The sequence below is a fragment of the Litorisediminicola beolgyonensis genome (assembly GCF_042679605.1).
GTDB classification, from domain to species: Bacteria; Pseudomonadota; Alphaproteobacteria; order Rhodobacterales; family Rhodobacteraceae; genus Litorisediminicola; species Litorisediminicola beolgyonensis.
On record NZ_JBHTMU010000003.1, the window covers coordinates 42,808 to 64,878 of the forward strand.

Below are 22,071 nucleotides of genomic sequence, written 5' to 3' on the forward strand. Positions count from 1 at the left end.
GACATGAAACTTCTACGCTACGGCCCCTCCGGCTCCGAAAAGCCCGGCCTTCTCGATGCAGGCGGACGGGTTCGCGACCTCTCGGGCATCGTGCCCGATATCGCGGGCGACGCGCTCACGCCCGACGGCCTCGATGCGCTGCGCGCGATCGACCCCGAGACGCTGCCGCTGGTCGAGGGGACCCCGCAGGACGACCTGAGGCTCGGCCCCTGCGTCGGTCGCGTCGGCAAGTTCATCTGCATCGGTCTGAACTATGCCGACCACGCCGAAGAGGCGAACATGCCGATCCCGCCCGAGCCGGTGATCTTCAACAAGTGGACCTCGGCCATCTGCGGCCCGAACGATCCGATCCAGATCCCCGATGCCTCCGAGAAGACCGATTGGGAGGTCGAGCTTGGCGTCGTGATCGGGAAGGGCGGCGTTTATATCGACGAGGCCGACGCGCTGGACCATGTCGCCGGGCTCTGCGTGATCAACGACGTCTCCGAGCGCGAGTTCCAGATCGAGCGCGCCGGGACCTGGGACAAGGGCAAGGGCTGCGACACCTTCGGCCCGACCGGCCCCTGGCTCGTCACCCGCGACGAGATCGAGGATATCGACGCGCTTGACATGTGGCTCGACGTCGACGGCGAACGGCAGCAGACCGGCTCGACCGCGACGATGATCTACAAGGTGCCGCACCTGATCGCCTATTGCAGCCGCTTCATGAGCCTCCAGCCCGGCGACATCATCTCGACCGGAACGCCCCCGGGCGTCGGCATGGGGCAAAAGCCCCAACGGTATCTGGCGGGAGGCGAAACGGTGACCCTCGGCATCGCCGGCCTGGGCGAACAACGCTACCCGGTCCGCGCGGCGAGCGAGGCGAAAGGGCGTCGGTGAAAGGGGGGCGATGTGGGCGTCGTCTACCAGAGAGATCATCTGCCCTATGGCCAGTGTTCGTGACCGAGGCGATGGGTCTGAACAAGACAAAGGCCGCGCCCCGTGCGCGGCCTATCTTTTTGGCGCGTCGCTCTGAGGGGGACGGCTAACAAAGAGTGCCGTTTGTGCGTGCCAAGTGGAGTGGAGATTTGATCGGCTTGCGTTCTGCCTCGGCGGACCACGTCCCGCTTTGAGACAACGATAGCGATGTGCCGGAAGTAATGGCGGAGAGACAGGGATTCGAACCCTGGGACCCCGTGAAGGGTCAACGGTTTTCGAGACCGCCCCGTTCGACCACTCCGGCACCTCTCCGCGGGGATCGTGGCGCGGCGTTTAGCGCGGCGCGGCGGGGCGTGCAACAGGAAATTCCTGCCGCGCGCTGCGACTTGGAACGCGGGCCATAAGCGCATAGACAGGGGCAACCCAAGCTGTGGAGCCGCCATGCTGCGCCGTACCGTTTTTGCCCTCGTTGCCGCTGTTTCCGCCGGGCCGGTCTGGGCCTCGGAGCAATCCGACCGGCTCCTCGACGCGCTGGAGCTCGATCGGATCGTCGCGATCATGATCGAAGAGGGCACCGAATACGGCACCGATATCGGCACCGCGATGCTGCCCGATGGCGGCGGCGCGGAGTGGCAGGGCATCGTCGCGCGGATCTACGATGCCGGGGCCATGGCCGAGACGGTGCGCGCCGGTGTCGATGCCGCCCTGGGCGAGGCGGATATCGCGCAGGCCATCGATTTCTTCGAAAGCGACCGCGGCCAGCGCATCGTCGACATGGAACTCGAGGCGCGCGAGGCGATGCTCGATGCCGAGATCGAAGAGGCCGCGCGGGCAGCCTGGCTCGACCGGGCCGACGATGGCTCGGAGCTTGTCGCCAAGATCGAGACCTTTATCGAGACCAACGACCTGATCGAGTCCAATGTCGTGGGCGCGCTGAACTCCAGCCTGCGCTTCTACAACGGCCTGGCCGATGGCGGGCTTCTCGAGATGAGCGACGACGAGATCCTCTCGGAGGTCTGGGCCGAGGAGCCGCAGACCCGCGACGAGACCACCGAATGGGTGCATGGCTTCCTGCTGATGGCCTACGGGCCGCTCGCACCCGAGGATTTCGACGCCTACCAGGCGCTCTCCGAAAGCGAAGCGGGGCAGGCGATGAACCGGGCGCTCTTCGCCGGGTTCAACGCGATGTATTTCGAGATCTCCTACGCGCTCGGCCTGGCCGTGGCTGGTCAGAGCGTGGCCACCGAACTCTGAGCGAAAAAGCCCGGAAAACCCGGGCGCGGGCCGCTTGACAGACCGGGTCATCCGCCGCATAAGCGCGGCTCGGAGAACGGGGCGTCAAGAGCGCCCCCTTTCCGTTTGAACCCAATGACGCCGCCTCCGAGCGGCGCGCTGTCCGAAGGCGGGGCCGGTTAGGTCCCATGACATCCGGGACCATCCGGGGGCCACAGGGCGCGGTAGACAAGGAAAGACGACGCAATGTTTGCGGTGATGAAAACCGGCGGCAAGCAGTACAAGGTCCAGTCGGGCGATGTGCTCCGGGTCGAAAAGCTGGCCGCCGACGCGGGCGAAACCGTCCAGTTCAACGATATTCTCATGCTCGGCGGCGACAGTGTCACGCTGGGCTCCCCGCTCGTGGCGGGCGCGGCCGTGCAGGCCGAGGTGGTCGACCAGATCAAGGGCGAGAAGCTCATCCACTTCGTCAAGCGTCGCCGTAAGCACGGCTCGCAGCGGACCAAGGGCCACCGCCAGCAGCTGACGCTGGTCAAGGTGACCGACATTCTCTCCTCCGGCGCCGACAAGAGCGGCGTGAAGGCGGCTGTCGGTGCAGGCGGTCAGGGTCTCGGTGCGGACCGCATCGCGACCAACCGCGCCGAGCAGGCAGACATGAAGTCGCGCGTGGCCAAGGGCGAGACGGCGAAGCCCGTCGCCGAGGCCGGTGTGGCCGAAGGCGCCGCGGACGACCTGACCCAGATCAACGGTGTCGGCCCCGCCGCCGCCAAGAAGCTGGCCGAGGCCGGCATCACCACCTTCGCGCAGCTCGCCGCGGTTGACGCCGACACGTTCGAGGCGACCAAGGTCAAGCCCGAGTGGGTCGAGCAGGCCAAAGAGCTGGCCGCGGCCAAGTAAGGAGACACTAGAGATGGCACATAAGAAAGCAGGCGGTTCCTCCCGCAACGGGCGCGACTCTGCAGGTCGTCGCCTCGGCGTGAAACTCTTCGGTGGCCAGGCGGCCGTCCCGGGCAACATCATCGTGCGCCAGCGCGGCACCAAGTTCTGGCCGGGCGCGGGCGTTGGCATGGGCAAGGATCACACGATCTTCGCGACCGTCGACGGCGCCGTGACCTTCCACAAGGGGCTCAAGGGCCGCACCTTCATTTCGGTGCTCCCAGAAGCCGAGGCCGCCGAGTAAACCGGGCTGCATCCAGAACCGAATGACGGGGGGATCGGCAGCGCCGGTCCCCTCGAGCGTTTCGGGGCTACGGGTTCGCTCCCTGCCGCGTCCTCGTCATCAAGCTGACGAAAACCGCGGCTACTGGGCGGATCCGGGACCGGCGGAACGCAGAGCCGCCTTGAAAAAGATCGTTTGAGAAACACCTTAATGGGATCGGTGGAGACGCCGTTTCGATAGGGGAGATCGAAAGTCATGAGCCTCGACACCACGCTGTTGCAGCCGACAATTGCGACCGACCGCTTCGTTCTGCGGCCTCCGCAGACCTCCGATCAGGGCCTCCTGACCCATTACGCGTCCGACAAGCGCGTGGCGGCGATGACCGCCAGCGTTCCGCATCCTCTGCCGCCCGGGACGATGGAGGCGTTTCTCCAGCGCGCCGCGGCGCCCGACCGGATCGAGGATGTCTGGGTCATGGACGCGACGCTGTCCGGCGGCACCGAGGTCATGGGCCTGATTTCGCTGACGCGGATGGATCGCGGCCAGTCCGAGGTCGGGTTCTGGGTCGCGCCACCGTTCTGGAACACCCATGTCGCCCGCGACGCGCTTCTCGCGCTCGTGGCGGCGAACCCGCAGGGCAACTGCACGATGTTCGCCAGCGTCTTTCAGGACAACACGCCATCGGCGCGCGTCGTGACCAATTGCGGCTTCGAATATATCGGCGATGCCGAGGCATATTCGGTCGCCCGCGGTGCCAACGTGCCCACCTGGACTTATTTGAAGAAGCTCGCCTGACCCCGGCGCCCGCTTGAGGCGCCCAAGGATACGCGCTAGAGCGCGGCAGGCGGCCTCATGCGGGGTGATCCCAGATGAAATTCCTCGACCTTTGCAAGGTCTACATCCGCTCCGGATCGGGCGGCAACGGCGCGACCAGCTTTCGCCGCGAGAAGTTCGTCGAGTTCGGCGGACCCGATGGCGGTGACGGCGGGGCCGGCGGCTCGGTCTGGGCCGAGGCGGTCGACGGCCTGAACACGCTCATCGACTTTCGCTACCAGCAGCACTGGTTCGCCCAGAACGGACAGGGCGGCATGGGGCGCGAGCGCACCGGCAAGTCCGGGCAGGACATCGTCCTGCGCGTGCCCGTCGGCACCGAGATCCTCGACGAGGACGAAGAGACCGTGATCGCCGACCTGACCGAGCTTGGCCAGCGCGTGCTCTTGGCCAAGGGCGGCAATGGCGGCTGGGGCAACGTCCACTTCAAGACCTCGACCAACCAGGCGCCGCGCAAGGCCAATCCCGGTCAGCCCGGGATCGACCGCACGCTCTGGCTGCGGCTGAAGCTGATCGCGGATGTGGGGCTCGTGGGCCTGCCCAACGCGGGCAAGTCGACCTTCCTCGCCGCGACCTCGAACGCGCGTCCGAAGATCGCCAATTATCCCTTCACCACGCTGCATCCCAATCTCGGCGTGGTGGGCATCGACAATGTCGAGTTCGTCGTCGCCGACATTCCCGGCCTGATCGAGGGCGCGCATGAAGGTCGGGGCCTCGGCGATCTGTTCCTCGGCCATGTCGAGCGCTGCGCGGCGCTTCTGCACCTCGTCGACGGCTCCTCGGGCACGCTTCTCGAGGATTACGACACGATCATCGAGGAACTCGACGCCTATGGTGCCGGGCTTTCCGAAAAGCCCCGGATCACGGTGCTGAACAAGATCGACACGCTCGATGACGAAGAGCGCGCCTTCCTGCGCGAAGAGCTCGAGAACCGCGCGAGAAGCCGGGTCTACCTCATGTCCGGCGTCTCCGGCGAAGGTGTCCCGCAGGTTCTGCGCGCGCTCCGCGCCGAGATCGAGGACGAGCGCCTGCGTCGCCGCCGCGAGGAGGGCTCCGAGAGGGAGGACGCCCCGTGGCAACCCTGAGCGACGCCCATAAACTCGTCGTCAAGATCGGCTCGGCGCTGCTCGTGGAGCGCGGCACCGGCGCGCTGCGCCTCGACTGGCTGCGCTCGATGGCCGAGGACGTCGCGCGGCTGAAAGCGCGCGGCACCGATGTCGTGCTGGTCTCGTCCGGCTCCATCGCGCTCGGGCGCGGCGTTCTGGGCCTGCCCGCGGTCGACCTGCCGCTCGAACAGAGCCAGGCCGCAGCCGCCGTCGGTCAGATCCGGCTCGCCCGCGCCTGGGAAGAGGTGCTCGCGCCTCATGGCATCACCACTGCGCAGGTCCTCGTGACGCTCGAGGACAGCGCCGACCGCCGCCGCTACCTGAACTCGCGCGCGACGCTCGGCACGCTTCTGTCGATGGGCGTGGTGCCCATCGTGAACGAGAACGACACCGTCGCGACCGACGAGATCCGCTACGGCGACAACGACCGCCTCGCCGCGCAGGTCGCGGTGACCGTCGGCGCGGACCAGCTGATCCTCCTGTCGGACGTGGACGGCTTCTACTCGGGCAATCCGTCCGCCGATCCCGAGGCGCGCCGCTTCGACGTGATCGACGAGATCACGCCGGAGATCGAAGCGATGGCGGGCGACGCGGGCTCGGGCCTCTCGAAGGGCGGCATGAAGACCAAGCTCATGGCCGCCAAGACCGCGACCATGGCGGGCTGCGCGATGGCGATCTGCGAGGGCTCGATCCTGCACCCCTTGAGCGCCCTGGAAAACGGCGCCGCCGCGACCTGGTTCACTCCGCATCTCGATCCCCACGCCGCGCGCAAGCGCTGGATCGGGGCGATGAAAAGCCGGGGCGTCCTGGCTGTCGATGCCGGTGCGGCCGAGGCGCTCGGGCAGGGCAAATCGCTCTTGCCCGCGGGGCTCGTGCGCGTCGAGGGCACCTTCGGGCGCGGCGATCCTGTGACCATCCGCGACGCCACCGGGCGGGCGCTGGGGCAGGGGCTGTCGCGCTACACCGCCGCCGAGGCCCGCGCCATCAAGGGGCGGCGCAGTGCCGAGATCGAAGAGATTCTCGGCTATCCCGGCCGCGCCGTGCTAATACATCGCGACGACATGGCGCTCTGAGCGCCTCAGACGGAGAGAGACATGAAGGACCTGACCGATATCCCCGCCCTGATGGACGAGATCGGCCGCCGTGCCAAGGCGGCTGCGGCGGAGTTGGCCTTCGCCCCGTCCGAGGCCAAGACCCGCGCGCTCGAAGCCGCCGCCGATGCGGTCTGGGCCGCGCGCGCCGACATCATCGCGGCCAATGAAAAAGACATGGAGTATGGCCGCGAAAAGGGTCTCTCGGACGCGATGATGGACCGGCTGATGCTGGACGAGGACCGCGTCCAGTCGATCTGCGACGGGCTCCGCGCGGTCGCCGCGCAGGACGATCCCGTTGGCGCGGTGCTCGAGGAATGGGACCGCCCGTCGGGCCTGCACATCCAGCGCGTGCGCACGCCCCTGGGCGTTGTCGGCGTGATCTATGAAAGCCGCCCGAACGTGACCGCCGATGCGGGCGCGCTCTGCCTCAAGAGCGGCAACGCGGTGATCCTGCGCGGCGGCTCGGAGAGCTTTCATTCCGCGGCGGCGATCCATGCCTGCCTGGTCGAGGGTCTGCGCGAGGCGGGTCTGCCCGAAGACGCGATCCAGCGCGTGCCGACCCGCGACCGTTCTGCGGTCTCGGAGCTTCTGACGATGACGGCCTATGTCGACGTGATCGTGCCCCGGGGCGGCAAGGGGCTGGTCGGGCTCGTCCAGCGCGAGGCGCGGGTCCCTGTCTTCGCGCATCTCGAGGGCATCGTGCATGTCTATATCGACGTGGCCGCCGATCCGCAGAAGACGCTCGACGTGGTGCTGAACGCCAAGACGCGGCGCACCGGCATTTGCGGCGCGGCGGAGTGCCTGCTCATCCACCGCGACGTGGTCGATACCATCGGTCAGGGCGTGGTCCGCGCGCTTCTGGCCGCCGGGATCGAGGTGCGGGGCGACGAGACGCTTCAGGCGATCGAGGGCGTGACGGCGGCGACCGAGGCCGATTGGGGCTGCGAGTATCTCGACCGGGTGATCGCGGCGCGGGTGGTCGAGGATATCGACGGCGCCATCGCCCATATCGGGCGCTACTCGTCGAACCACACCGACTGCATCCTCACCGAGGACGATGCCGCCGCCGAGCGCTTCTTCGAGAGGGTCGACAGCGCCATCGTAATGCGCAACGCCTCGACCCAGTTCGCGGATGGCGGCGAGTTCGGCATGGGCGCGGAGATCGGCATCGCCACCGGCAAGATGCATGCGCGCGGCCCGGTCGGCGCGGCGCAACTGACGAGCTTCAAGTATCTCGTCACCGGCGACGGCACGACCCGTCCGTAAGACGCGCGGCGACCGGTCTACCGGTCGCCGGCCTTCGCACTGTCGATGCGGTGTGGCTGCGGTGCCGCCGAAAGGCGTGGTCAGAACCGCATGGCGATCGCGTTCTCGCCCACCGAGGCCTCGACCTTGCGCCCATAGGCGGCGGCCAGCTGCGGCAGGAGCGCGAACTGCACCCGCGCGGCGTTGATCTCGGCCTCGTCCGAGGGCGTGTCGCCGAGATGCGTCCAGACCCCGCGGTCGACATGCATCCGGTCCGATTGCGCCGAGATCGACCAGCCCGAGGGCGTGCGGTCGAAGCGGATGGCCCCGCCATGGGGCATCGCCGTCTCGAAGCAGAGGAAGGCCAAGAAGGCGAGCTGCACCTCGGTGCGGGGCAAATCGCCCTCGGGCCGCCAGTCGAGCTTGATCCTGCCGCCCTTCGCCTCGTCGAAGATCGACAGGATCTCGCGCCGCCCGATCCGCTGCGTCTCGGACGCGGAGCCAAAGGCCACGCGGAAGAACCGGATGCGCGCCGTCGCGGATTTGCAGCTGTCCGAAATCAGCTCCATCTCGCAGCCATGCGAGGCACCCGACATGCTGATCAGTTCCAGCCCGTTATTGATCGCCCCGATCGGGCTGATCAGATCGTGACAGATCCGCGACCCTATCATCGCGGCAAGCTCGGCGTTACTGTCCATTCCACTCCCCTCAGAAAGGCCCAGACCGCGATGTCAGACGACCTCAACGCGCTCCTCGAGCCCGGAATGCTGGTTCAGCACCCGGAGCGCCCCGACTGGGGCACCGGACAGGTGCAGTCGAATATCGGCGGGCGCGTGACGGTCAACTTTCGCGAGGAAGGCAAGGTCGTCATCGACAGCCGTCAGGTCACGCTGATCCCGGTCTTTGACTGAACGCTAGCGCCTCGTGCTTTCGCATGTGTTAACGCGCGCGCTTTTTTCGCCCGCGCGTTGCATATTTTTCGGCGGCTTCCTAGAACGACGCCAACCGAGGAGCCGCAGACACGCGCCATGTCCCTGACCCCGCCGGAATTTACCGTCGATCTGGCCCGCAGCGACGACGAGATCCGCGCGGCCCAAAGGCTGCGCTACGAGGTCTTCGTGGAGGAGCTCGGCGCGTCGGGCGAGGGCGTCGATCACGCCCGAAGGCTCGAGGCGGATCGCTTCGACGCGCATGTCGATCACCTGCTTCTGCGCGACGTGTCGCGCGCCGATGCGCCGGTCGTGGGCGTCTACAGGCTGTTGCGCGAAGACGCCGCGCGGGAGATCGGGCAGTTCTACTCCGAGGATGAATACGACCTGGCGCCGCTCAGGTCCTCGGGGCGCAGGCTCCTGGAGCTTGGGCGCTCCTGCGTGCATCGCGACTATCGGGGCGGGCCGGGGCTGATGCGGCTCTGGCAGGGGCTCTCGGACTATGTCGCGGCGCATGAGATCGAGCTCCTTTTCGGTGTCGCCAGTTTTCACGGCACCGATGTCAAGGAACTCGCCGCGCCGCTCTCGCTTCTCCATCACCGCCATCTCGCGCCGGAGCCTCTCCGGGTGCGCTCGCGCGTGCATCAGCCGATGGCGCTCTGCCCCGAGGACGGGCTCGACCGGCTCGAGGCCGCGCGCGCGATCCCGGCGCTGATCAAATCCTACCTGCGGCTCGGCGCGGTGGTGGGGGACGGCGCGTTTCTCGATCATGCGTTCAACACGACCGATATCTGCCTCGTCATCGACACCGCGCGTCTCGACCCGCGGCAGGGGGCGCTCTACCGGCGCGAGGCGTCGTGAAGCCAACCTGGGACGATGTCCAGCCCGAGGCGTGGCGGATCGGGCCGGGCGGCTGGCTGCGGGTGGTCCTGAGGGGCGTGCCGATGGGCACCCTGGTATTCGGCGGGCTCGCGACGCTTCTCCTGACGCGGCTGATCGAGCGCCCGCTCTTCGGCGTCGACCGTCCGGTCACGCCCTGGATCACCCAGATGGTCTGTCGCGGCTCGCTGCGGATCCTCGGCCTGACGCTCACCGTCAGTGGCCCGCGGATCGACGGGCCCGGCGCGATCGTCGCGAACCATTCCTCGTGGCTCGATATTTTCGTTCTGAACGCCCGGCGGAACGTCTATTTCGTCTCGAAATCCGAGGTGGCGGGATGGCCCGGGATCGGCTGGCTGGCGCGCGCCACCGGCACGGTCTTCATCCGGCGCGACCCGCGCGAGGCCGCCCGTCAGCGCGCGGTCTTCGAGGACCGACTGCGCCACGGGCACCGGCTTTTGTTCTTTCCCGAGGGCACCTCGACCGACGGACGGCGCGTGCTGCCGTTCAAGTCGACGCTCTTCGCGGCCTTCTTCACCGAGGCGCTGCGCGAGGACCTGCAGTTGCAGGCGGTGACGGTGATCTACCATGCGCCCGAGGGCGAGAGCCCGCGCTTCTACGGCTGGTGGGGCGACATGGAGTTCGGCCCGCATCTCTTGAAGAGCCTTGCGGCGCGGCGGCATGGCCGGGTCGAGCTGGTGCTGCACCCGCCGGTGCGCGTGGCCGAGGCACGCGACCGCAAATCCCTGGCGCGCGATCTGGAAGAGCGGGTGCGCGATGCGCTGCATGCGCGTATCCCCGTGCCGCATGAGGATCGCGACGGAAGCGATTGATCTGAGGTGTTATTCCATCGCTGCCCGGAGCGCCGACAGTGCGGCGGCGGCATCCTCGGCGCGCCAGATCTCCTCGCCGATGGCGAAGAAATCGGTGACCGGGGCGAGAGCGCGGACCAGATCGACGGTCAGGCCGCCTTCGGCGACGACCGGCAGCTCGATCATCTCGGACCACCACTCGAACATCTCGCGCTCCGCGACGCTGCCATCCCCGAGCGCTCCGGCCGCGACCGGGCCGAAGCTGACGTAATCCGCGCCGGATTCGCCGGCGGTCAGGCCGTCATGGCGCGACGTCCCGCAGAAGGCACCGACGATGGCGTCCGCGCCCAGTTCCTTGCGCGCCATGCGGACCGAGCGGGAGCCGTCGACCAGATGCACCCCGTCGAGGCCCAGCCGCTGCGCGAGGACCACATGGGTGTCGATCACCAGCGCCACGTCGCGCTCATGCGCCACCTCGCGCACCGCGTCGGCGGCGCGCAGGAGCGTGTCCTCGTCCCGCGTCGCCAGCGACAGCCGGAGGCAGGCGATCTCGGCGCTGTCCATGACCGAGCGCAGCCGGTCGGGGAAGTTCATGAGGTCGATCTCGGGCGGGGTGACGAGGTAGAGCTGAGGGGCGTCCTCTTGGGCCATCTTCGCGGTCCTTACCGGGGTTTCGGCCCTCATAACCGAGCGGTCGCGGCTTGGAAAGACGCCCGTCAGCCGCGCGGCGGCAGGCTCGCGACATTCGCGAGCGCCAGTGCGAGCAGCGCGGCCCGCGTGCCCTCGTCGTCCATATCCTCGGGCGCGACCTCGACGAAGGCGGGCATCGGGCGTCCGGTGAAGCCCATCTCGCGCACGCCGGGCAGGGCCAGCGCCTCGGCGGCGCGGGGTTTGCCGACGCGGTACATCGCACCGTCGCGATGGGCCCCGCAGAGCATGTGGCCGTCCTTCATGAAGCAGAGCCCGCCGAACATGCGCTTCTCGACGATCCCGGATACCTCCGCGAGATCGCCGCGCATCAGCTCCAGAACTCCGGGATCCGCCGCCATGGGCAGAGCCTAGCACGGGGCGCGCCGTCTTGCGAAGCGCTCCGAGCGCGCCTAGAGAGGCGGCGCCGAAAGGAGCCCCACGCGCCATGCCCACCGACACGCCCCAGCCCAGCTTTGTCCTCGTCCGTCCGCAGATGGGCGAGAATATCGGCGCGGCGGCGCGGGGGATGTGGAATTTCGGGCTCGACCGGATGCGGGTCACGGCGCCGCGCGACGGCTGGCCGAACGAAAAGGCCGTCGCCATGGCCTCGGGCGCGGGTCGGCTTCTGGACGAAGCGCAGCTTTATCCCACCACGGCCGAGGCGGTGGCCGATTGCAGCTATGTCTACGCCACGACAGCGCGGATGCGCGGGCTGACGAAGCCCGTGTTCAGCCCCGAGGCGGCGATGGCCGATGCCGCCAGGCGGATCGGGCAGGGCGAGCGCGTCGCGGTGCTTTTCGGACCCGAACGGGCGGGTCTCGAGAACGACGATGTCGCGCGCGCCAATGCGATCATTTCGGTGCCGGTGAACCCGGCCTTCTCGTCGTTGAACCTGGCGCAATGCGTGCTGCTCACGGCCTATGAATGGCGCCGCGCGACCAGCGAGATCGCGCATGAGACCACCGAGATGGCGGGCGCGGTCTGGGCCGACCAGGCCGAAATCGACGCGCTCTCGCGCCATTACGAGGAGCGGCTCGACAAGGCGGGCTTCTTCTTTCCCGAGCACAAGGCCGACCCGATGAAGCGCAACCTGCGCAATCTCTGGAGCCGCCTGCCGCTCACCCGCGCGGATGTGCAGACCCTGCACGGCGTCCTGCGTCAGATGGTCCGATGGAAGGATCGCTCGGGCTGACTTGCGGACCCTCGGGGGCGACCATACTGTCTCGCCGGATACGGAGGATGCGACATGAGCTCCAAGCGTAAGCTCTTCGAAGAGATGGGCGCAGAGACGCCGAAAGCAGCGGCCCCCAAGGGCGGCATGATCGACCAGGGCCGTCGCGGTGCGCGCGGCGCGGTGCGGGTCTGGCTGATGATCCTCTTCGCCCTTGTGGTCACGATGATCGCGGTCGGTGGGCTGACACGGCTGACCGATAGCGGGCTCTCGATCACCGAATGGCGGCCCGTCACCGGTGCGCTGCCGCCGATGTCGGCCGAGGCCTGGGGGCTTGAGTTCGAAAAGTACAAGCAGATCCCTGAATACACCCTGCAAAACGCCGGGATGTCATTGCAGGAGTTCAAATTCATTTATTGGTGGGAATGGGGCCACCGGCAGCTCGGCCGTGCCATCGGCCTCGTCTGGGCGCTCGGTTTCCTGGGCTTCCTCGTGACCCGCAAGATCCCGCCGGGCTGGACCGGACGGCTCCTGATCCTCGGCGCGCTCGGCGGGCTTCAGGGCGCGATCGGCTGGTGGATGGTGCATTCGGGGCTCGGCGGCGACCGGGTCGACGTGGCGAGCTACCGGCTGGCCACGCATCTGGGGCTGGCCTTCGTGATCCTCGGGCTGATCGCCTGGGACATCTTCCTGCTGGGGCGCGAGGAGCGCGCGCTGATGCAGGCGCGGCGGGGCCGCGAGGCCAAGCTCTTCTCGATGGCCACGGGGCTCATGCATTTCGCCTTCCTGCAAATCCTGCTGGGGGCGCTCGTCGCCGGGATCGACGCGGGCCGGAACTATACCGATTGGCCGCTCATGGGCGGCGGAGTCTTCCCGCCGACGCCCTTCGAGATCGAGCCGCTCTGGCGCAACTTCTTCGAGAATGACGGGCTCGTGCAGTTCATGCACCGGGTCGCGGGCTATCTTCTCTTCATCTTCGGCCTCATCGCCTGGCGGCGGGCGCGGCGTTCGCCCAATGCCGAGACGCGCTTCCGCTTCAACGCGGTTCTGGCGATGCTGACGCTGCAGATGGTGCTGGGCATCGTGACCGTGCTCTACGGCGCGGCCCTGCATTTCGCCATTCTCCACCAGCTCGGGGCCGTGGCGCTCTGGGTGCTGATCATCCGCGCGCGCTTCGGGGCGCAATATCCGATCTTCTCGTCGATCCGGGGGACTGCATGACCGACGCCTATACCGCGCTTCTCGACCATTCCCGCGAGACCTCCGCGCTTGGCCATGTCGCCGGGCGGCTCGGCTGGGACCAGGAGACGATGATGCCGCGCGGCGCGGCCGAGCAGCGGGGCGAGGAGATGGCAGCGATGACCGCTGTCCTCCATGCGCGCCGCACCGATCCGCGGCTGAGCGAGTGGCTCGCCGAGATCGACGATTCCGCGCTCGATCCGGTGGGGCAGGCGGTCCTGCGCCACACCCGCCGCTCGCATGAGCGCGCGACCCGGGTTCCGGCGCGGCTCGCCTCCGAGATCGCGCGGGTCACGAGCGTCGCCCAGGGCATCTGGGCCGAGGCCCGCGCCAAGGACGATTTCCAGGCCTTCGCGCCGACCCTGAAAGAGGTCCTGTCGCTCAAGCGCGAGGAGGGCGCGGCGCTGGCCGACGGCGCGGATGTCTATGACGCGCTTCTTGCCGATTACGAGCCGGGGACCACCGCCGCCGAGATCGCGACGATCTTCGACGCCATGCGTCCGCGCCTTGTCGCCTTGCGCGAACGCGTGCTGGGCCAGCCCGAGCCCGACGGGCTCTCGGGCACCTATGACGAGGCGGCGCAGATGAAGCTCTCGCGTCACGTCGCCCGGGCGTTCGGCTACGACATGTCGCGCGGACGCGTGGACAAGGCGGTGCATCCTTTCTCGTCTGGCAGCGGCAACGATGTCCGCATCACCACCCGCACCGATCCGGCCGATCCGTTCAACTGCCTCTACTCGACGATCCACGAGGTCGGCCACGCCGCCTACGAGCAGAATATCGACCAGGCCTATCTCTTCACGCCGCTCGGACAGGGCGTGTCGATGGGCGTACACGAGAGCCAGAGCCGCATCTACGAGAACCAGCTCGGCCGGTCGCGCCCGTTCACCGGCTGGCTCTTCGAGCAGCTGCGCGACACCTTCGGCGAGATCGGCGTCGCCGATGCCGAGGCGTTCTACCGCGCGGTGAACCGGGTGCGCAAAGGCTACATCCGCACCGAGGCGGACGAGCTGCAATACAACCTCCACATCATGCTGCGCTTCGATCTGGAGCGGCAGCTGATCTCGCGCGCGCTCGAGGTCTCGGATCTCGAGGACGCCTGGAACACGCGCTTCGAGACCGATTTCGGGTATCCGGTGGACCGGCCCGCCCATGGCGTGTTGCAGGATGTCCACTGGTCGGTGGGCCTCTTCGGCTACTTCCCGACCTACGCGCTCGGCAATGTCTATGCCGGATGCCTGAACGAGGCGCTGCGACAGGCGGTCCCCGATCTCGAGTCGGCGCTGGCTGCGGGCGATCCGTCTCCGGCGACCGATTGGCTGCGCGGGGCCCTGCAGACCCATGGCGGGCTGCGCGAGCCGCGCGACACGATCGAGGCCGCCTGCGGCTTCGCCCCGCATGAGGGGCCGCTGATGGACTATCTCGAGGCCAAGTTTTCAGAGCTTTACGGGCTTTAGAAAAAAAGGGGGCGCAGCCTTGCAGCTGCGCCAGTCTACGGTGTGCCCCGTGAGATGCGGCGGCTCGGCCGCACCAATGTCTTTCCCCGAGAGGAGCGACTGACCCGAGGAGGGGGTCTTGCCGCGTCCCTGTGGTCCGTTTCGCTCGTCGCCGACCTGATTTTTGCGCGTCCCGAGGGTCGTGCGGTCGAGTCCAGAGCGGGCGGACCCGCTGTTCCTACGCGACTATCCGCTCAGAAGGACGCCTCTGGCAATCGCCAGAGGTTCAAATCTGAGCTTGCATTTATGGGATGTCAGCCTGCGCGGCTCTGCTGCACGCGGTCGAAATCGACGTCCTGGAAGGATCGGGTGACCCAATCCACCACCTTGCGCATCGCCGGATCGCCACGGCGGCTTTCGTGGAACATCATCCAGAACTCGCCGCGGAACGGTTCGTGCGCTGTCTTGATCGTGACCAGCTCGCTGTCCTGCGCGGCCAGCGTATCGGGCAGAGGGCCAGGCAGTTTGGTTTGCAGCATCAGGTCGTAGAGCGCGGTGAAGCTTTCGACGCGCATGCGCGGCGGGCATTTGAACGTGTCGAACGCCATCTGCATCGGCGGATATTCGTCATGCTCCTGCGCCAGACCGACCCATTCGCCCGTCGGCTTGCCGCCCTTCCAGCCATACAGGCGGAAGGTCAGTTGCCCGACGCGCCGGGTCACCACCCGGCCGCTTTCGGGCGCGCCATACATGATGACGAGGTCGTTCTCGCCCAGGCCTTCGCGGAAGATGCGATCCGAGAAGGTCAGCGACACGCCGTCCAGCATGTCGCCATGCCGCCTCAGACCCGGAAAGAGCACCTGCGAGGTGACGATCGGGACGCTTCCGACATTGAGCGACACGAGCTGGTTGGTCTTGTCCTGGGAGTTCGTGTTCATGGCCGAGCGCAGCTCGCCATCGAAGGTGTTGGCGATCGAGATGATCTCGCGCACGGCCTCGGACGGTTTCCAGCCATCGGCGGTCTTGACGAAGGCCGGGGTTCCGAGCGTCTCGGACAGCCGGTCGATCCGGCGCGATACCGTGGCCGTATTGGTCCCGAGCATCTTGGCCGCCGCCGTCATGGTGCCTGCCTTTGACAGCGCGACCAAGAAACGAAAATCGTCCCAGTTATCCATCGAAAAGGATCCTACGCCGCGCTGCAGTTCTTCCCTCGAAAAGACGACTTTTGTATTCGTCTTTGCCCCGGCTGGCGCGGGCAGCAAAGGGTCTCGCATTAAAGGGCTTGCCCATGCGCAATGTCAACATTGCAATTACCGACGGACCGTACACAGTCGTTTACAACCCTCAGTTTTCCTCGATGGGATCCTCGTCGCCCTGATCGGCGATCCAGGCGACGCTGACGACCACTTCACCGGCGCCGGTATTGAAGACCTTCACACCGCCTGCGCCACGCGAGCGGAAGCTGATGCCGTCCACCGGCACGCGGATGGATTGCCCGCGCGAGGTGGCCAGCATGATCTGGTCGTCCATCTCGACCGGGAAGGAGGCGACGATGGGACCGCCGCGCATGCTCTTCTCCCAGGCGGTCACGCCCATGCCGCCACGCCCGCGCACCGGGTAGTCGTGGCTGGAGCTGAGCTTGCCGAGGCCTCCGGCGGTGATCGTCAGGATCAGGTTCTCCGCTGCCGACATCTCGGCATAGCGCTCCTGCGGCAGGAGGCTGTCGGCATTGCCCTCGTCCTCGTCCGCGCTTTCGTCATCTGTGACGCCGGCCATCAGGCGGCGCATCTTGAGATAGGCGGCGCGCTCGTCGGCGCTGGCCTCGAAATGGCGGATGATTGACATCGACACGACCTCGTCGCCGTTCGAGAGCTTCACGCCCCGCACGCCGGTCGAGTTGCGCGAGTTGAAGACCCGCACCTCGGGCACCGGGAAGCGGATCGCCCGGCCCGCATCGGTGACGAGCATGACGTCATCGTCTTCCGAGCAGATGCGCGCGTTGATCAGGCGGGTGTTCTCGTCCTCGCCCTCGAATTTCATCGCGATCTTGCCATTGGCCTTCACGTTGGTGAAATCCGACAGCCGGTTCCGGCGCACCGAGCCCTTGGAGGTGGCAAAGACGATCTGCAGATCGTCCCAATCCTCCTCATCCCGGTCGACCGGCATGATCGCCGCGACAGAGACGCCCTGCGGGATCGGGAGGATATTGACGATGGCCTTGCCCTTCGAGGTCCGGCCGCCGAGCGGCAGCCGCCAGGTCTTGAGCTTGTAGGCCATGCCGTCGGTGGTGAAGAACAGAAGCTGGGTGTGGGTGTTGGCGACGAAGAGCGTGGTGACCGCGTCGTCTTCCTTGAGCCCGCCGCCCGACAGACCCTTGCCGCCGCGCCGCTGCGAGCGGAAATCGGCGAGGGGCGTGCGCTTGATATAGCCGGATTGGGTGACCGTCACGACCATGTCCTCGCGCTCGATGAGGTCCTCGTCCTCCATGTCGCCGGACCATTCGGCGATCTCGGTGCGGCGCGGCACCGCGAAGAGGTCGCGCACCTCCCGGAGTTCGTCCGAGATGATCCCCATGATCCGCTCGCGCGAGCCGAGGATCTCGAGATATTCCTTGATCTTGCCGGCCAGCTCCTCGAGCTCGTCGGTCACTTCCTTGACGCCGAGCTGGGTCAGGCGCTGGAGCCGCAGCTCGAGAATGGCGCGGGCCTGGGCCTCGGAAAGGTTGTAGGTCCCGTCCTCGTTCGCGGTGTGGGTCGGGTCGTCGATCAGCCGGATATAGGGCAGGATCTCGCCCGCGGGCCAGCGCCGCTCCATCAGCTTCTCGCGGGCTTCCGCGGCGTCGGCCGAGGCACGGATGGTCGCGACGACCTCGTCCACGTTCGAGACCGCGACGGCGAGACCGCAGAGGATATGGCTGCGCTCGCGCGCCTTGCGCAGCAGATACGCGGTGCGCCGCGCGACGACATCCTCGCGGAAGTCCAGGAAGGCGGTGAGGAAGCCGCGCAGCGTCAGCTGCTCGGGCCGCCCACCGTTGAGCGCCAGCATGTTGCAGCCGAACGAGGTCTGCATCGGCGTGAAGCGGAAGAGCTGGTTCAGCACCACCTCCGCCGTCGCGTCGCGCTTCAGTTCGACCACCACGCGCACGCCCGAACGGTCGCTTTCGTCCTGCACATGCGCGATGCCCTCGATCCGCTTCTCGCGCGCGGCCTCGGCGATGCGCTCGATCATCGTCGCCTTGTTCACCTGATAGGGGATCTCGTCGATGACGATGGCGTAACGGTCCTTGCGGATCTCCTCGACCCGGGTCTTGGAGCGGATGATGACGCTGCCGCGCCCTTCGAGATAGGCCTTCCGCGCGCCGGAGCGGCCCAGAAGGATGCCGCCGGTCGGGAAGTCGGGACCGGGAATGTACTCGATCAGCTGCTCCGAGGTCAGATCCGGCTCCTCGATGAGCGCGAGACAGGCGTTGATGACCTCACCCAGGTTGTGGGGCGGAATGTTGGTCGCCATGCCGACGGCGATGCCGCCCGCGCCATTGACCAGCATGTTCGGGAACCGCGCGGGCAGGACCGTCGGTTCGCGATCCTTGCCGTCGTAGTTGTCCTGAAAATCCACCGTTTCCTTGTCGATATCGTTCAGGAGATAGGCGGCCGGCTTGTCCATGCGCACCTCTGTATAGCGCATGGCCGCGGCGTTATCGCCGTCCATCGAGCCGAAATTGCCCTGGCCGTCGAGCAGCGGCAGCGACATCGAGAAATCCTGCGCCATCCGCACCAGCGCGTCGTAGATCGCGCTGTCGCCATGGGGGTGATACTTACCCATGACGTCGCCCACCGGGCGGGCGGATTTGCGGTAGGGCTTGTCGTGGCTGTTTCCGGTCTCGTGCATCGCGTAGAGGATGCGCCGGTGCACCGGTTTGAGCCCGTCGCGCAGGTCGGGGATCGCGCGACTAACAATTACGCTCATCGCGTAATCGAGATACGAGGATTTCATCTCCTCGGCGATCGAGATCACCGGTCCGTCGTGAGGCGGACGCTCCGGGAGATTTTCCTCAACGTTTCCAGGCTCTTCAGGGGTATCTGCCACGTGCTCTGTCCGCCAGTCGTTCTTCTATATCTTGTTGCCGAAACTATAACAGATGCTGGATATTGGGCGCAATGGGGGCTGTTCCCGTTGCACTGGCAGCCATCGCTTCAGATTGCTAACAGTCTGTTTTTATTGATTTGTTGAATTTGTCCCCGCAGGATTCGTCTTACAGACAAGAAACCGCGAGGACCACCATGCAGATGAGCGAAACGGAACTTCTGCTCAAGGGATACGGGCTCACCACGGCCGAGATCTTCTACCGGTTGCCCGACTACAAGAACGTGCTCAACACCTTCGTCTGGCAGGAGTACGATCTCGCCCCGGACCATCCGAAGCTTCTGGGCTTCATCGAGTTCTGGCAGGACAGCATAGAGGGGCCGCTGCACTCCGTGCGCTTCACGCATCGCAAGATGCTGGCCTCGGGCGAGTGGCGCAACATGGTGGGCGAGTTCACCTATCACTGAGCGCCAAGCGGCGGCCCGTCAGGCGAAGGTGAAGGCCTTGTGCAGGTAGTAGGCGACGAAGGCGGGGCTCGCGACGCCGATGGAATGGGCGACGAGCGCCGGGTGCCAGTCCATGCCGATGGCGGGAAAGACCACCCGCAGAAGGCCCACGCTCACGCCCCAGACGATCAGCAGCGACACGCCGTTGACGAGCGCGAAGCGCAGGTATTGCGTGCGCGCTGCAAGCCGCCCCTCGGGAAAGACATAGGCGCGGTTCATCAGGAAGGTGACCGTCATCGCGAAAAGATAGGCCAGCACGACGGCGATCTCGAAGGCCATGACGAGGCCCAGAAGGGCCCTCGAGACGACGTTGATCAGCGCGCCGAGGCCCGAGGCCACGAAAAAGCGGATCAGCTTGTTCTGCCTGAGGCTCATCGCGCCGCCAGCGCCGCCGCGACCGCGTCGCGTGCCATTTGCCGCCCGTATCCCGTGCTTTCCGAGATGCCGCGATCCTCAGGGTAATAATAGGAGGTGTCCGCCACCCAAAGCCCCTGGATCGGCAGGTTGGCCGGGGGCAGCGTGTCGAGAAACCCAGGCCCGCAGACAGGCTGCGAGTAGCGGTAGCGCGAGGCGATCACGTCGAGGATGTCCTCCTCGGTCAGCGCGGGATTGATGGTCCGAAGGTAACGGCGCACCTTGTCGCAGAAGGCCGCGTCGCTGTCCAAGTAGCTCGGATGGTCTCCGGGCATGTAGAAGGGCACGTAGACGATGGTGTGATCCATCGGCCGGAGGTTGGTGTATTCCACGAGCCCGGGAATATCCATCTCGGGGTCGTTGACGTTCAGCCAGAACTTGTCGGTCAGGGGCCGGGCGAGCTTGGCGATGACGCAGACGACCGCCACGTTGCGGATAGCGGCATATTGGTCGCGGAGCGTCGCCGGGAGATCCGGGATCATCTGCGGGACGTAAGGAAGGGGCGCCGTGGAGATCACCAGGTCGTAGTCTTCCTGACCGCCACCGCTGCGGATGCCGGTGACCCGCGGCCCGTCGAGCGTCACTTCCTCGACCGGCGCGCCCAGCCGGAAGCTGCCGCCGCCCGCCTCGATCGCGGCGACCACCGCGTCGATATAGGCCTGCGAGCCGCCCTGGAGATAGCCGAGCTTCTCTTTCATCAGGCTCTCGCGGGAGAGGCCGATCCGCCGCACCCGGCTCCAGATCCAGGCCGCCGAGAGATCGTCGCCCTCGTGGTAGAACTTGTAGTCGATGAGCCGCCGCCAGAGCGTCTCGTAGGCCTCGGCGCCGACCCATTTCCTGAGCCAGGGCTTGGCTCGCTGCCGGTCGAGCCCCGACCAGTCGCGCCGCTTGGTGCAGAGAAAGGCGTGCAGCGCGTAGCGGAACTTGGCGGCAAGGCCGAGGCCCCGGAAGCGCAGGAGCGCGGTCGGGTTGCCCCAGTCCTGCACCTCGCCCCGGTAGTAATAGCCCATCTTGGTGTTGACCCAGCGCATGTCCTGCCCGAGCCCCAACTCGTCCAGAAGCGCGAAGAAATCGTCGTCCGAGGTCGCGTGGAAATGGTAGAACCGCTCGATCATGTCGCCGCCGAAATCGAAGCAGACCGCCATGCCCCCGGGGCGCGGCGCGGCCTCGTAGATCACCGGGCGGTGACCGTCCCGGACCAGCTGATAGGCCACGGCCAGCCCCATGGGGCCCGCGCCGATCACCGCGATCTTCAACGGCTCGCTCATCTCAGAACTCCAGCACCACGTCGGAATAGGTCGGATCGCGGAAGGTGGCGTCCATCGCCTCGGCCAGCGGGGTGGCGCGGACGCCGAAGATCTCCGGCCAGTCGATCACCCGGAACTCGTCCCGCGTCACGAGCGCGTCGAGCTGCGCGGGCGTGAAGGGCGGGTCGCGGTCGAAGAGCGCCCAGACCTGCAGGAGCTTGCGGAAGAGACCAAAGGGGATCTTCACGATCGGCGTGCGGTGGCGCGCGGCGCGCCGGACCTCGTGGATCAGGTCGATATAGTCGATCTTCTCCTGGCCCGAGATGTCGAACGTACCCTCGGGGCCGCGGCTTTTCAGGCAGGACAGGATGATGTCGCAGAAATCGCCCACATAAAGCGGCTGGCGCATGTAGCGCCCGTCGCCGGGCACCGGAAAGACCGGGACCCGGCCCATGAAGCGCGACAGCCATCCCAGGTGCTTGCGGTCGAACCAGCCGAACATCAGCGTCGGGCGGAGGATGGTGGCGGCGAACTCGCTCTGGCGCACAATCTCTTCCTGGGTGGTCTTCGAGCGCGTGTAGAAATCATCCGCGGCCGAGTTCACCACCGAGGACGAGATATGCACGAGCCCCGTGACCTCGAAGCGGCGCATCGCGTCGAGCACCAGTTCGGTGGCACGCACATTGTTGTCGTCGAAGGCCTCTTTCCTCAGGCCGCCGATCTGGGCCTGCAGCATCACCACGCTGTCGGCGCCCTCGAAGGCCCGGGCCCAGTCGCCGCGCCGCGCCAGATCGGCCTCGATGCAGGTGATGTCGGGGTGAAGTTTTTCGCAGATCCGCAGGTTGGCGGCGTGCTTGTCGATCACCACGAGATCGGTGAACCCGGCGGCCTTGAGCCGCACCACGAGGTTCTGCCCGACCAGTCCCGCCCCGCCGGGGAGGAGGATCTTGCGCTCCGCATATGCCATCTCGTCGTCCTCTGTCGTCTCGTCGGTCCGGGCCTTGCGCCGCGCCGCGGTCTCGTAGCCGCTCATGCGCCTGTTCCCGTGACAGGGTGCGGCGGTCGGGCGCGGCCGGGGC

The 22,071-nt window shown here is 66.9% G+C and carries 23 protein-coding genes and 1 tRNA gene; 15 read left to right on the plus strand and 9 right to left on the minus strand.

Translation table 11 applies throughout. The features are described from left to right. Positions 1–3 precede the first annotated feature (3 nt). On the plus strand, positions 4–879 hold the full coding sequence (locus ACFQ4E_RS02495; RefSeq protein ID WP_386801340.1) for a fumarylacetoacetate hydrolase family protein: 876 nt from the start codon (positions 4–6) through the stop codon (positions 877–879). A gap of 261 nt (positions 880–1,140) precedes the next feature. Here ACFQ4E_RS02495 and ACFQ4E_RS02500 read toward each other — a convergent pair. Further along, positions 1,141–1,230, minus strand: a tRNA-Ser gene (locus ACFQ4E_RS02500). 129 nt (positions 1,231–1,359) lie between these two features. Between ACFQ4E_RS02500 and ACFQ4E_RS02505 the strand changes: the two genes are divergently transcribed. From ACFQ4E_RS02505 to ACFQ4E_RS02535, 7 genes are all read left to right on the plus strand, one after another. Further along, a complete protein-coding gene (locus ACFQ4E_RS02505; RefSeq protein WP_386801341.1) occupies positions 1,360–2,172 on the plus strand; it encodes a DUF2059 domain-containing protein in 813 nt (270 codons plus the stop codon). A gap of 225 nt (positions 2,173–2,397) precedes the next feature. Beyond that, positions 2,398–3,048 (plus strand): 50S ribosomal protein L21, encoded by a 651-nt coding sequence (locus ACFQ4E_RS02510; RefSeq protein WP_386801342.1) that lies wholly within the window; start codon positions 2,398–2,400, stop codon positions 3,046–3,048. Between the two features lie 13 nt (positions 3,049–3,061). Then, on the plus strand, positions 3,062–3,331 hold the full coding sequence (rpmA, locus tag ACFQ4E_RS02515; protein ID WP_386801343.1) for a 50S ribosomal protein L27: 270 nt from the start codon (positions 3,062–3,064) through the stop codon (positions 3,329–3,331). Positions 3,332–3,565: 234 nt separating this feature from the next. Beyond that, positions 3,566–4,105, plus strand: coding sequence for a GNAT family N-acetyltransferase (locus tag ACFQ4E_RS02520; protein ID WP_386801344.1), 540 nt, complete (start codon positions 3,566–3,568; stop codon positions 4,103–4,105). 74 nt (positions 4,106–4,179) lie between these two features. Next, on the plus strand, positions 4,180–5,226 hold the full coding sequence (gene obgE / locus ACFQ4E_RS02525) for a GTPase ObgE (RefSeq protein ID WP_386801345.1): 1,047 nt from the start codon (positions 4,180–4,182) through the stop codon (positions 5,224–5,226). Beyond that, the gene (gene proB / locus ACFQ4E_RS02530; protein WP_386801346.1) at positions 5,214–6,320 is read left to right on the plus strand and encodes a glutamate 5-kinase; all 1,107 of its coding nucleotides are present in this window, start codon (positions 5,214–5,216) and stop codon (positions 6,318–6,320) included. The genes obgE and proB overlap by 13 nt, the downstream gene beginning before the upstream one ends. A 21-nt stretch (positions 6,321–6,341) precedes the next feature. Beyond that, positions 6,342–7,607 carry a glutamate-5-semialdehyde dehydrogenase gene (locus ACFQ4E_RS02535; protein WP_386801347.1) on the plus strand — a complete coding sequence of 422 codons (1,266 nt, stop codon included), beginning with the start codon at positions 6,342–6,344 and terminating at the stop codon, positions 7,605–7,607. Positions 7,608–7,687: 80 nt separating this feature from the next. Here ACFQ4E_RS02535 and ACFQ4E_RS02540 read toward each other — a convergent pair whose 3' ends face one another. Then, on the minus strand, positions 7,688–8,284 hold the full coding sequence (locus tag ACFQ4E_RS02540) for a histidine phosphotransferase family protein (RefSeq protein ID WP_386801348.1): 597 nt from the start codon (positions 8,282–8,284) through the stop codon (positions 7,688–7,690). A gap of 30 nt (positions 8,285–8,314) precedes the next feature. Between ACFQ4E_RS02540 and ACFQ4E_RS02545 the strand changes: the two genes are divergently transcribed. From ACFQ4E_RS02545 to ACFQ4E_RS02555, 3 genes are all read left to right on the plus strand, one after another. Further along, entirely contained in the window at positions 8,315–8,497 is a 183-nt protein-coding gene (locus ACFQ4E_RS02545) for a DUF3553 domain-containing protein (RefSeq protein ID WP_386801349.1), read from the plus strand. A 117-nt stretch (positions 8,498–8,614) separates the two neighbouring features. Continuing rightward, the gene (locus ACFQ4E_RS02550) at positions 8,615–9,376 is read left to right on the plus strand and encodes a GNAT family N-acetyltransferase (protein WP_386801350.1); all 762 of its coding nucleotides are present in this window, start codon (positions 8,615–8,617) and stop codon (positions 9,374–9,376) included. After that, a complete protein-coding gene (locus tag ACFQ4E_RS02555; RefSeq protein ID WP_386801351.1) occupies positions 9,373–10,227 on the plus strand; it encodes a lysophospholipid acyltransferase family protein in 855 nt (284 codons plus the stop codon). The genes ACFQ4E_RS02550 and ACFQ4E_RS02555 overlap by 4 nt, the downstream gene beginning before the upstream one ends. A gap of 9 nt (positions 10,228–10,236) precedes the next feature. On the opposite strand, the gene ACFQ4E_RS02560 is transcribed toward ACFQ4E_RS02555, so the two are convergent. Both ACFQ4E_RS02560 and ACFQ4E_RS02565 read right to left on the minus strand, forming a co-directional pair. Beyond that, entirely contained in the window at positions 10,237–10,857 is a 621-nt protein-coding gene (locus ACFQ4E_RS02560; protein ID WP_386801352.1) for a thiamine phosphate synthase, read from the minus strand. Positions 10,858–10,922: 65 nt separating this feature from the next. Continuing rightward, complete coding sequence (locus ACFQ4E_RS02565) at positions 10,923–11,255, minus strand: TfoX/Sxy family protein (RefSeq protein WP_386801353.1); 333 nt, start codon at positions 11,253–11,255, stop codon at positions 10,923–10,925. Positions 11,256–11,341: 86 nt separating this feature from the next. Here ACFQ4E_RS02565 and ACFQ4E_RS02570 point away from each other — a divergent pair, with 86 nt between their 5' ends. From ACFQ4E_RS02570 to ACFQ4E_RS02580, 3 genes are read left to right on the plus strand one after another with little or no spacing between them, the layout of a single operon-like run. Beyond that, positions 11,342–12,088 carry an RNA methyltransferase gene (locus ACFQ4E_RS02570; protein WP_386801354.1) on the plus strand — a complete coding sequence of 249 codons (747 nt, stop codon included), beginning with the start codon at positions 11,342–11,344 and terminating at the stop codon, positions 12,086–12,088. A gap of 54 nt (positions 12,089–12,142) precedes the next feature. After that, positions 12,143–13,288: a heme A synthase gene (ctaA, locus tag ACFQ4E_RS02575; protein WP_386801355.1), complete on the plus strand. Its 1,146-nt coding sequence runs from the start codon at positions 12,143–12,145 to the stop codon at positions 13,286–13,288. After that, positions 13,285–14,763, plus strand: coding sequence for a carboxypeptidase M32 (locus ACFQ4E_RS02580; RefSeq protein WP_386801356.1), 1,479 nt, complete (start codon positions 13,285–13,287; stop codon positions 14,761–14,763). The genes ctaA and ACFQ4E_RS02580 overlap by 4 nt, the downstream gene beginning before the upstream one ends. 293 nt (positions 14,764–15,056) lie before the next feature. On the opposite strand, the gene ACFQ4E_RS02585 is transcribed toward ACFQ4E_RS02580, so the two are convergent. Further along, on the minus strand, positions 15,057–15,917 hold the full coding sequence (locus ACFQ4E_RS02585; RefSeq protein ID WP_386801357.1) for a LysR family transcriptional regulator: 861 nt from the start codon (positions 15,915–15,917) through the stop codon (positions 15,057–15,059). Between the two features lie 169 nt (positions 15,918–16,086). Then, positions 16,087–18,828, minus strand: a complete 2,742-nt coding sequence (gene gyrA, locus ACFQ4E_RS02590) for a DNA gyrase subunit A (RefSeq protein ID WP_386801358.1) — start codon at positions 18,826–18,828, stop codon at positions 16,087–16,089. Between the two features lie 194 nt (positions 18,829–19,022). On the opposite strand from gyrA, the gene ACFQ4E_RS02595 reads away from it, so the two are divergent. Beyond that, on the plus strand, positions 19,023–19,292 hold the full coding sequence (locus tag ACFQ4E_RS02595; protein WP_386801359.1) for an usg protein: 270 nt from the start codon (positions 19,023–19,025) through the stop codon (positions 19,290–19,292). An 18-nt stretch (positions 19,293–19,310) separates the two neighbouring features. On the opposite strand, the gene ACFQ4E_RS02600 is transcribed toward ACFQ4E_RS02595, so the two are convergent. From ACFQ4E_RS02600 to ACFQ4E_RS02610, 3 genes are read right to left on the minus strand one after another with little or no spacing between them, the layout of a single operon-like run. Beyond that, a complete protein-coding gene (locus tag ACFQ4E_RS02600) occupies positions 19,311–19,706 on the minus strand; it encodes a GtrA family protein (protein WP_386801360.1) in 396 nt (131 codons plus the stop codon). Then, positions 19,703–21,013 carry an NAD(P)/FAD-dependent oxidoreductase gene (locus ACFQ4E_RS02605; protein WP_386801361.1) on the minus strand — a complete coding sequence of 437 codons (1,311 nt, stop codon included), beginning with the start codon at positions 21,011–21,013 and terminating at the stop codon, positions 19,703–19,705. The genes ACFQ4E_RS02600 and ACFQ4E_RS02605 overlap by 4 nt, the downstream gene beginning before the upstream one ends. Position 21,014: 1 nt before the next feature. Then, entirely contained in the window at positions 21,015–22,025 is a 1,011-nt protein-coding gene (locus tag ACFQ4E_RS02610) for an NAD-dependent epimerase/dehydratase family protein (protein WP_386801362.1), read from the minus strand. Positions 22,026–22,071: the final 46 nt, after the last annotated feature.